Here is a 7,093-nt window from a genome sequence, read left to right on the forward strand (position 1 = left end):
TTTGCCTCTATATACTGGCTTTCTTTTGTGATTCTACGCACTAAATTGGAACGCACAATGCAAAATGTAGACTTATTATTTCTTCTTCTGGGTGCAGTTCTAGTGCTTGCCATGCATGCAGGATTTGCTTTTTTAGAACTAGGGACAGTTCGGCATAAGAATCAGGTGAATGCCTTAAGTAAAATTTTAACTGACTTTGCCATCTCCGCCATCGCTTATTTTTTAGTGGGTTACTATATTGCCTATGGTCAGCATTTCTTCCACGATGCCCATACGCTGGCAGCCGATCATGGCTATAACCTGATGCGCTGTTTCTTCCTGCTCACCTTTGCTGCGGCCATTCCAGCGATCATTTCAGGAGGAATTGCTGAACGTGCTAACATGCGTGCTCAAGCTTTAGCGACATTATTTCTGGTTGCCCTGATCTATCCATTTTTTGAGGGCATGATCTGGAATGGTAATTTAGGCTTTCAGGACTGGTTAGCTCATACATTCGGTGCCAGCTTTCATGATTTTGCAGGTTCAGTGGTGGTGCATGCCATGGGCGGCTGGATCGCATTGGCTGCAGTAATTCTGCTCGGTGCACGTCATGGCCGCTATAAAAATGATGGCCGGATTACTGCACATCCACCCTCTTCAATTCCTTTTTTGGCCTTGGGTTCATGGATTCTGATTGTCGGCTGGTTTGGTTTTAATGTCATGAGCGCACAACGCCTCGATGCTATTTCCGGACTGGTTGCGATTAATTCCTTAATGGCAATGGTAGGAGGAACTATTGCTGCCAAAATAGCAGGGAAAGATGACCCGGGCTTTCTGCATAATGGACCCTTGGCCGGACTAGTAGCGATCTGTGCAGGCTCTGATGTGGTACATCCGCTGGGCGCTCTTTTCATCGGCATCAGTGCCGGCATAATTTTTGTGAAACTCTTTACCTATACCCAAAATAAACTCAGAGTGGATGATGTATTGGGAGTCTGGCCTTTACATGGCGTTTGTGGTGCTTTTGGCGGATTAGCTGTAGGTGTTTTCGGTCAACAATGGCTAGGCGGCATCGGAGGTGTTTCTATTCTTTCACAACTATTTGGTACAGCTCTGGCGATTATTACTGCTTTGGCAGGTGGCTTCCTGGTTTATGGTTTGCTTAAAGTTTGCATCGGTATTCGTCTGAGTCAGGAAGATGAATTTATGGGTGCAGACTTGTCTATTCACCGGATTTCTGCCAACTCCGACGATAATATTTTTTAACGACCAAATTAAAAATAGCCCCAAGAATAGGGGCTATTTTTATATCTATAAGCTGAACTTATAAGAAATAATTACTTCATCCCAAAAATCAGCTTCAAACCTAATACGGTCATCACTGCTCCTGCTGCACGGTCAAAGATGGCCTTAAATTTCAAGTAAACACGACGCGGCTTTTCTGCAGACAATGCCACTGCCACTAAAGAACACCAGCCTGCATCAATAAAAAAACACAAAATGGGCAAGACAAAATAAAAATGCGTTGGAATCTCTTTAGGTAATAGCGCAGTAAAAATACTGGCTAATACAATGGCAATTTTGGGATTGGACAATTGTGTAATCAAGCCGGTGGTAAACGCACGGCGTAACGACATCTGCTTGGTAATGGCAGCATCTGCCTCAATCGGATCTTTGGCATGTCTAATAATTTTAAAAGCCAGCCAGAGCAGATATAAACCACCACAAATTTTTAAGGCCAGATAGGCCGAAGGTACAGCCAGTAAAAATGCCTGTAAGCCCAGCACTGCCAACAGACCAAAAATGGCAGCCCCAGTCCCCGTACCTAAAGCGGTGAATAAGCCATGCTTACGTGAAATCGCAATTGAATTTTTTGCCACATATATAGAAGTCGGCCCTGGGCTCATCGCACCTAACATCAGGGCGAAAGCAATAGAACCTAAAATCCAGAATGATTCCACGTGACTATCCCAGCTTAAAAATGAATGCGTTATTTTAAGTAAAAATAATTAATTTTGCTTTAATATTTCTACACAAATCTCTTAATATTTCATGAGGTCATCTTATTGTTTCAGTTGATCTCGTGCGGTCACCGAGGAGTCAATCATCTTATAATCCCGATCATGGACAGGCACACCACCGATGATCATTGTGCGGCTTTCGGTTTTAGGCTTATTCATCGCATCATCACAGCCCGATAAACCAAGCAGTACACCGGCTAGAACAGCATAGGATAATATTTTCATTATTCTACCCTCCTCAAGGGAGTTCCTATTTCTAGATTAACATTCCTGCTCAAATAATCAGCAAAATATTTGTGACATTCTGCATCAAAACCGATGTCTAGCTATAAGAAATAACCTATCCTAAGCCTCTAATTCTTTTATTACCTTCGTCATACAGGTAAAACAACCTACTGTCTTGATTTTTATGTTTGAAACGATTGCTCAAAATATCCCCGATCAACAGATTTTTATTAGAGATATTTCTGTGACTATACGGCGTCTGGATCTGGTGCATCCCCAGATCTCGGGAAATAAGTTCTTTAAATTAAAATATAATTTTCTTGAAGCGCAAAGACAAGGTTATCAGCATATCCTGAGTTTTGGAGGCGCTTACTCCAATCATATTGCGGCAACTGCATTTGCTGCGCAGCACTTTGGCTTTAAATCTGTCGGGATTATTCGTGGGGAAGAACTTGCTCATCGTGCATTGAATCCAACATTAGCCACCGCCCAAAAATTCGGGATGCAATTGCATTTTGTCAGTCGTAAGCAATATCGACATAAGCATGAGGCTGATTATTTATTGGAATTGGGACAAAAATTTCCTGGGCATTTTGTCATTCCTGAAGGTGGAACCAATGCATTGGCCATTCAAGGTTGTCAGGAAATTCTAAAAGAAGATGATACTCAATTTGATGTCATTTGCTGTGCGGCAGGAACTGGCGGAACGATTACAGGTTTGATTGAGGCCAGTCAAACCCATCAGCAGGTTTTGGGATTTTCAGCACTCAAAGGTTCATTCTTAAAAGATGAAGTCGCCCGACTCACCAGCAAAACCAACTGGAATATTCTCGATGACTACTGTTGTGGGGGGTATGCCAAAACCTCACCGGAACTGATGCAGTTTATTCAGGACTTTGAATCCCGGTTTTCAATTCCACTGGAGCAGGTCTATACCGCCAAAATGCTAATGGGGATTTTAGATTTGATCGAGAAAAATTATTTTCCGATTGGATCAAGACTGCTGGTGATTCATAGCGGTGGTCTGCAAGGCCGTAATGTTCCCTTTGCTCCGAGTCAGGCCTGAACCGGCTGATTATTATTCAAGGCAATTAACCCTTTGACCAAGCGGTAAATATGCCAGATAAAGACTACAAACACGATCAGGAAACCAATCAGAATCATGGTCAACAAGCCTCCGATGATATAGCCTAGCAAACTGATCCAGAAGGTTTTAATCTGCCAATCGACATGACTTTCCAGCCAGGTTCCGCGCATTTCATCACGCTTGATATAATTCATCACAATCGCGATAAATGGTGTAACACCAATAATAAATCCTAAAATATACAGGATATAAGTAATCAGATTATATTGTTTTAAATCATCTGCACTTGCCATTCGCTTTTTCCTTCTTATTATGCTTTTTATGGAGTTGGTAAAAAAACTATGCATGAGTTTTAAGCAGCTTTCAAATATTTTATGTTTAAAATCGGGTGCACATCTGCAATCCAGGGACTGTTTTTTCTGGAATAGAGAAAGCTGAAATAAAATTGTCTATAATGCTCTCCTTTTGTTCTCCCATGAGTGTGTGATGTCTTCCAAGCAATATGATGTTCTCGTCATAGGCGCCGGTGCCTCAGGTTTAATGACGGCGTATATGGCTGCGCAACGTGGGCGTAAAGTCGTAGTGGTAGAAAAAGCCAATAAAGTAGGCAAAAAAATCCTGATGTCAGGTGGCGGAAAATGTAATTTTACGAACCTGTATGTCGAACCTGAAAATTACATTTCACACAATCCGCATTTTGTCATTTCAGCCCTGACTCGCTATACCAACTGGGATTTTATTGGACTGGTGTGCGAATATGGCATCGAATATGAGGAACGCAAACATGGACAGTTGTTTACCTTAAATGGTGCCAAAGATATCCTGTCAATGCTATTGGCAGAATGCGATAAAACCGGTCTGGTCGAAATTAAAACCAATTGTGAAGTCAAAGCAGTCAATGCGGTAGATGATCAAGGTTTCCAGGTTGCAACGTCTTTGGGGTATTTTGAAGTTGAGTCGGTCGTGGTGGCATCGGGCGGTTTATCGATTCCTACTCTAGGCGGTTCAGGAATTGGTTATGAAATCGCAAAACAGTTTGGACATCATGTCTATCCAACCCGTGCCGGACTGGTCCCCTTTACTTTCTCTGATGGATTTAAAGAAGTTACCACGCGTTTGAGTGGTAATGCGGTAGAAGCAACGCTTTCTAATGAGCTTAATAGTTTTACCGAAGCGCTGCTATTTACCCATCGCGGCTTAAGTGGACCAAGTTCCCTGCAGCTTTCCAACTATTGGGATGTTGGTCAGAGTTTTAAGGTAGATTTCCTTCCAAGTGTTGATCTGTTGGATTTTTTCAAATCCAAAAAACAAAGCCAGCCGAAAGTCGTGCTACGTACGCTACTGAATGAATATTTACCGAAAAGTGTGGTTCTGGAATTGCAGAATTTGATCTGGGTGGATGTTGCAGAAACTTCAATCGGTAACATCAGTGATGATAAGCTGGAACAGATTACGGCGCGTCTGCATGGTTTTGAAGTGAAACCCTCCGGAACTGAAGGTTACCGGACTGCTGAAGTGACTTTGGGTGGTGTAGATACCACTGAAATATCCTCAAAAACCATGGAAAGTAAAAAGCAGAAAGGCTTGTATTTTATTGGTGAAGTTCTGGATGTCACCGGACATTTAGGTGGCTATAACTTCCAATGGGCATGGTCATCTGCGCATGCCGCATCGGAATATGTTTAATCAATAGATGATCTGGATTAATACTTTATTCATTCCAGATAATCTGTTTTAAACAGGTTGAGATTGGCCGTACTTTCTAAACGGTTAATCGCAAGCTGCATTTTTCGCGTTGCTTCTCGCAGATGTAATGGCAGTTCATCTGCTGTAGATGCAATGAATGTATGCTGTAGTGCTTTCCACATATTGTTGATCTCCTTGTCCTTATATTTTTAATGCAAGAAGAATACCAAAATCATTTTAGTATTCACTTGAATATTATATATATTTTAAAGACCATATTCTATTTTTAAGTACGAAGCTGGATTTCACTTTTAGTTAAATTCATCAGTTTCAGGAAGTTCCTTTTCCAGCTCTCGCTCAGACTGTTCGTCCTGTTTGCTCTTCACAAAAATAAATCGGTAGGCGGCAGTAAAAAAGCCAATGGTAATTCCTGCGATGACTAAAGGCGCCAGGACCTTGTTAGGTTTCTTGGTATTCATGCAATTTTCCTTAGGACTGAAAAAAATCGACCACTTAAGCGTGGTCGATTTCTCTTAGAAATAACAGGTTATTTCAGGTCATCTTTGTTTTGGGTAGAACGGTCAATATCAACATTCGGCTCTTTTTCTCCGGTTGAACCAAATGGATTATTGGCTGGCGGATGAGTCGGATCGACTTTTACTGAATCCGGTACAGCTTGATCCTCGCCCGGGACCGGATCAATACCCAAAGACTCATCATCCTGTGGCGCAGTCGTAAGGATGGCCGGTGTCGTATGAGATAAATCGTCATCTATAGGGGTATTATCTGAGTCTTGATTTGGCACGATACCTGCTCCTGGAGTTGTGATTGAAGAATCATTAGTACCTGTTCCGGTAGTACGGTTTTTGCCACCTAAGCTGGAAAATATACTGTTTTCAGCTTTTTCTTTGACCGGATTTGGATGTTTAGCTTCTCGTTTGGCTTTATCAATCAGATCTGTAAGTACACGCTCAGCAGGTTGACGGCCGCCCAGACCAAATGCCAAGGCAAATGCCACTGCTACAGCACCTAGAGTTAAACCGAATGCCAGATTAACAATTGAATCGGCAATACCCATGGCACGCAGACCCATTGCTACAACTAGTCCCATGATCAGAACACGAACCAGATTCCCTAACCAGTGTGAACTCTTGTATTCGCCGCGCTGTACGATATTAGCAACGATATTGGCCAGCCAGAAACCGATAACCAGAATTACCGCACCTAGCAGGATGTTGGCACCAAAGTAGATGAACATCGCAATCAGGCCACTGATCTGTTCAAAGCCAAGGCGATTCGCTGCTTCCGATACTGCAAATAGCATGGTGAAGAAAACGATCAGGTAACCGACTACACTTGAAAGTTTAGTCGTTCCTAAAAAGCGTTGGACGTCCAGTTTGGCAGGAACTTCATCAACACCTGTACCGGCGATTACTTCAACAACCAGAGCAGCAACCAGTTTAGACACCACATAAGCCAGTATCAGAATCAACGCAGCAGCGATGATATTTGGAATGGCATTCATGATTTCATACAGCATGGCTGTAGCAGGCTGAGAAATTGCCTCGATACCGAGTGCTTCAAATGCAACGATGAGCGCAGTAATAATGACCACGGCGAAGATGAATGTACCAATTACCTGGGCGACATTCGAGTTTTTAAAAATTCCTACTTTTTCAGCATGCTGTTGTAGATTAAAACTATTTACCAGTCCTTCCACGATACCACGTAAAATTTTAGCTAGGATATAACCGACAAAAATGATCACTGCAGCAATAAAGATATTTGGTAAATAACTTACGACATCAGTCAGCATATTTTCGACCGGTAACAACAGACCGTTGAGACCTAGAATCGAGAGTACGATTGGCAAAAACAGCAACAGGATTAACCAGTAAACAATTTGACTGATGTTTTGGCTGATCGGACTGACACCTACTTCCGCACTGAGTTTTTCATCCAGTTGCGTTCGGTCAAGGACCTTCTGCAATCCCATCTTGACCAGATTGGCTACAATCCAGCCTATGAATCCAATTGCAATTGCACCTAGTAACTGCGGGATAAATAACAGGAACTGCTCGATCATATTACTGAA

General features: G+C 42.4%; 9 protein-coding genes. 3 read left to right on the forward strand and 6 right to left on the reverse strand.

Annotated features, from left to right (window positions below; translation table 11 throughout):
• Window positions 1–57: 57 nt before the first annotated feature.
• Window positions 58–1,245 carry an ammonium transporter gene (locus AY607_RS10420; protein WP_064102486.1) on the forward strand — a complete coding sequence of 396 codons (1,188 nt, stop codon included), beginning with the start codon at window positions 58–60 and terminating at the stop codon, window positions 1,243–1,245.
• A 71-nt stretch (window positions 1,246–1,316) separates the two neighbouring features.
• Here the strand turns inward: AY607_RS10420 and AY607_RS10425 are convergent, their stop codons facing one another.
• Window positions 1,317–1,940, reverse strand: coding sequence for a LysE family translocator (locus tag AY607_RS10425; protein WP_064096433.1), 624 nt, complete (start codon window positions 1,938–1,940; stop codon window positions 1,317–1,319).
• A gap of 102 nt (window positions 1,941–2,042) precedes the next feature.
• Window positions 2,043–2,225, reverse strand: a complete 183-nt coding sequence (locus AY607_RS10430; protein WP_064096434.1) for an NF038215 family lipoprotein — start codon at window positions 2,223–2,225, stop codon at window positions 2,043–2,045.
• Window positions 2,226–2,409: 184 nt separating this feature from the next.
• Between AY607_RS10430 and AY607_RS10435 the strand changes: the two genes are divergently transcribed.
• Window positions 2,410–3,291 carry a 1-aminocyclopropane-1-carboxylate deaminase/D-cysteine desulfhydrase gene (locus tag AY607_RS10435; RefSeq protein ID WP_064102487.1) on the forward strand — a complete coding sequence of 294 codons (882 nt, stop codon included), beginning with the start codon at window positions 2,410–2,412 and terminating at the stop codon, window positions 3,289–3,291.
• On the opposite strand, the gene AY607_RS10440 is transcribed toward AY607_RS10435, so the two are convergent.
• On the reverse strand, window positions 3,282–3,605 hold the full coding sequence (locus AY607_RS10440) for a DUF4870 family protein (RefSeq protein ID WP_064096436.1): 324 nt from the start codon (window positions 3,603–3,605) through the stop codon (window positions 3,282–3,284). The genes AY607_RS10435 and AY607_RS10440 overlap by 10 nt on opposite strands.
• 193 nt (window positions 3,606–3,798) lie before the next feature.
• Between AY607_RS10440 and AY607_RS10445 the strand changes: the two genes are divergently transcribed.
• Window positions 3,799–4,998 (forward strand): NAD(P)/FAD-dependent oxidoreductase, encoded by a 1,200-nt coding sequence (locus AY607_RS10445; protein WP_064102488.1) that lies wholly within the window; start codon window positions 3,799–3,801, stop codon window positions 4,996–4,998.
• A gap of 29 nt (window positions 4,999–5,027) precedes the next feature.
• On the opposite strand, the gene AY607_RS15060 is transcribed toward AY607_RS10445, so the two are convergent.
• The 3 genes from AY607_RS15060 to AY607_RS10450 form a co-directional block, all read right to left on the reverse strand.
• The gene (locus tag AY607_RS15060; protein WP_171254956.1) at window positions 5,028–5,180 is read right to left on the reverse strand and encodes a hypothetical protein; all 153 of its coding nucleotides are present in this window, start codon (window positions 5,178–5,180) and stop codon (window positions 5,028–5,030) included.
• 129 nt (window positions 5,181–5,309) lie between these two features.
• On the reverse strand, window positions 5,310–5,477 hold the full coding sequence (locus AY607_RS15065) for a hypothetical protein (RefSeq protein ID WP_171255301.1): 168 nt from the start codon (window positions 5,475–5,477) through the stop codon (window positions 5,310–5,312).
• 68 nt (window positions 5,478–5,545) lie between these two features.
• The coding region (locus AY607_RS10450; protein ID WP_064102489.1) for a mechanosensitive ion channel at window positions 5,546–7,093 on the reverse strand (1,548 nt) is incomplete at its 5' end.

The sequence above is a fragment of the Acinetobacter sp. SFA genome, assembly GCF_001647535.1.
GTDB lineage: Bacteria > Pseudomonadota > Gammaproteobacteria > Pseudomonadales > Moraxellaceae > Acinetobacter > Acinetobacter pecorum.